The sequence below is a fragment of the Streptomyces racemochromogenes genome, from assembly GCF_044129415.1.
GTDB lineage: Bacteria > Actinomycetota > Actinomycetes > Streptomycetales > Streptomycetaceae > Streptomyces > Streptomyces racemochromogenes_A.
In genome coordinates this window covers 1-1,900 of the sequence record NZ_JBBDHD010000278.1, presented here as the reverse complement: position 1 = coordinate 1,900, position 1,900 = coordinate 1, and the positions used below count along the sequence as shown (strand labels likewise).

Annotated in this window: 4 protein-coding genes; 1 reads left to right on the top strand and 3 read right to left on the bottom strand. The window is 61.7% G+C overall.

What is annotated here, in order from left to right; translation table 11 throughout:
• Positions 1-256 precede the first annotated feature (256 nt).
• The gene (locus tag WDV06_RS36745) at positions 257-790 is read left to right on the top strand and encodes a rhomboid family intramembrane serine protease (RefSeq protein WP_395514141.1); all 534 of its coding nucleotides are present in this window, start codon (positions 257-259) and stop codon (positions 788-790) included.
• Between the two features lie 51 nt (positions 791-841).
• On the opposite strand, the gene WDV06_RS36740 is transcribed toward WDV06_RS36745, so the two are convergent.
• The 3 genes from WDV06_RS36740 to WDV06_RS36730 form a co-directional block, all read right to left on the bottom strand.
• Positions 842-1,099, bottom strand: a complete 258-nt coding sequence (locus WDV06_RS36740) for a DUF7352 domain-containing protein (RefSeq protein ID WP_395514140.1) — start codon at positions 1,097-1,099, stop codon at positions 842-844.
• Positions 1,096-1,494, bottom strand: coding sequence for a hypothetical protein (locus WDV06_RS36735; RefSeq protein ID WP_395514139.1), 399 nt, complete (start codon positions 1,492-1,494; stop codon positions 1,096-1,098). The genes WDV06_RS36740 and WDV06_RS36735 overlap by 4 nt, the downstream gene beginning before the upstream one ends.
• The coding region (locus WDV06_RS36730) for a hypothetical protein (RefSeq protein ID WP_395514138.1) at positions 1,494-1,900 on the bottom strand (407 nt) is incomplete at its 5' end. The genes WDV06_RS36730 and WDV06_RS36735, both read right to left, overlap by 1 nt.

Below are 1,900 nucleotides of genomic sequence, written 5' to 3'. Positions count from 1 at the left end.
GTGCATGCAGTGCCTGGTAGTCGGCACGCGGTACGGAGAACCACCTGCCGTTGCTGTCGCGGCACAGGATTCCGTAGGAGACAGGTCGCCCGTAGAACACACCTGCAGGGGGATCTGCTGCAGGGACCGGGCCTGGCAGCGGCAGGCTTCCAGGTGGGCGCGGTACACCAGGTAGGGGGAGGGCCATAGTTGCCTCACGGCGTTGAAGGTGACACAATTTGACCACACTCCCAAATTGGTGTCAATCATGCCCTATGTGACAGTAAGCCTGGCCCTGGTCTGCGTGCTCATGCAGCTGACCGGCCCGTTCCCCTCGCTGCAGCTGTGGCCGGTCGCCTCCCCCAACTACGGCGGGTGGCAGCTCATCACCTACCAGTTCCAGCACGGGGGCTGGGCACACCTGGTGTTCAACGCCCTGGCGCTGCTTAGCTTTGGGCCACGTGTGGAGCGCACTGTGGGCCGCGTGAGGTTCCTGTGCTACTTCCTGGCCTGTGGCCTGGTCGGCGGCTTCCTGCAGCTCGCCACGATGCCCAGCGGGCCGTTGGTGGGGGCCAGCGCCTCGGTGTTCGGGTTGTTCGCCATGTTCTCGCTGCAGAACCATGACGGCAAGGTCATCACGCCGCTGGTGGTGCCGATGCCAGCCTGGCTGGTGCTGGCCATGTACGCGGCCCTGTCGGTCATCTGCTGGTGGCAGGGGTGGTTGCCGATGATCGCCCACGCTGCGCACCTGGGCGGAATCGTCATGGGCCTGGCCTTCGGCGCGACAACAAAAAGCCCCGGCCATCTCTGACCGGGGCTTGCAGGTCAACCACCCGAAAATTGCCCTGCGGGTGGGACTGTATCACATCTGGTAGACGTGCCACACGTAGGGGTCTTCAACCACCGACCCGATGTGGCGAGCTACGTTGTTGGGCACATTGAATCCTGTACCCACCACATGGAAGTGGTTGAGCTGTGCGGAGTCATCGGTGTCTACCTCAGCCCAGAGGCACAGCTTGTCTCCCTGAAACGCAACATGCAAGACGCGATGGATGCGGCCCTCTGATCGCACGGTGTTCTGTCCCACCATCAAGGTGAACTTGTGAATGTGCTTCTTCATTTCGGCTTTCTCCGCAGCTCGATCTCCTGCGAGCCGAGGTGGTCAGGTATTGGCGACAACATGCGGTGAGCGTCAATCCACTGCACATCGCCGCATTGACGCCATTGCACCATCACCCCCTCGCGGTACATCGCCAAGAGATCATGCTTATCATCCTCCGGCGCGATGTCCACCAGCGGCGTCACGTCCGTCACGTCTTCCTCGGGCGGCAGCTGCAGCACGTGAGCATCCACGCCGGGCGGCAGCAACAGCACCGGCAGTTTGGTCCGGGTGCCAGCCTCCTCCATGTAGATGCGCAGATCCCGCCATTGCTCAATCGGCATGTCTGCAGCTACGGCAACCACCAGGACACTGCCTGGTGGTGCCACGATGTCGGTCATATCTTCCAGCTTCATTACCTTGCTCCTGTCAGTGCGAGCAGCTTTTTCGCATGCTCGATGCAATGCCCATAGTCCACGTCGAGTGGCATGGCCTTGGGCAGGTTCATGATGGGTGTAGCACCCTGCGATCCAGCAACCTTGTCACCAGTGCCGGTGACACCAATGTAACCTGGACGCCCACTGATATACCAGCGGATTGCCTTGCCCAGGTAGATCCCATCGTTGATCGCCAACCCTTCCGGTAGATCGATAGCACCCTTGGTGACGTTGCGGATGGACAGGAACTTGCGGATGTCAGTGCAGCCGCGCACCGTCTCCTCAATCGGAGTTCCCTTGGTGAGGTAGGCCACCACCGCATCGGCGCAGATGTCGCGGTCGGGGGCTTTACCCTGCGGGCCGCTGAGTACGCCACCCTGGTTGT

What these genes read in the sequence shown, in the direction of transcription:
- WDV06_RS36740 (WP_395514140.1), bottom strand. Translation starts at nt 1,099, where the DNA reads ATGAAGAAGCACATTCACAAGTTCACCTTGATGGTGGGACAGAACACC.
- WDV06_RS36735 (WP_395514139.1), bottom strand. Translation starts at nt 1,494, where the DNA reads ATGAAGCTGGAAGATATGACCGACATCGTGGCACCACCAGGCAGTGTC.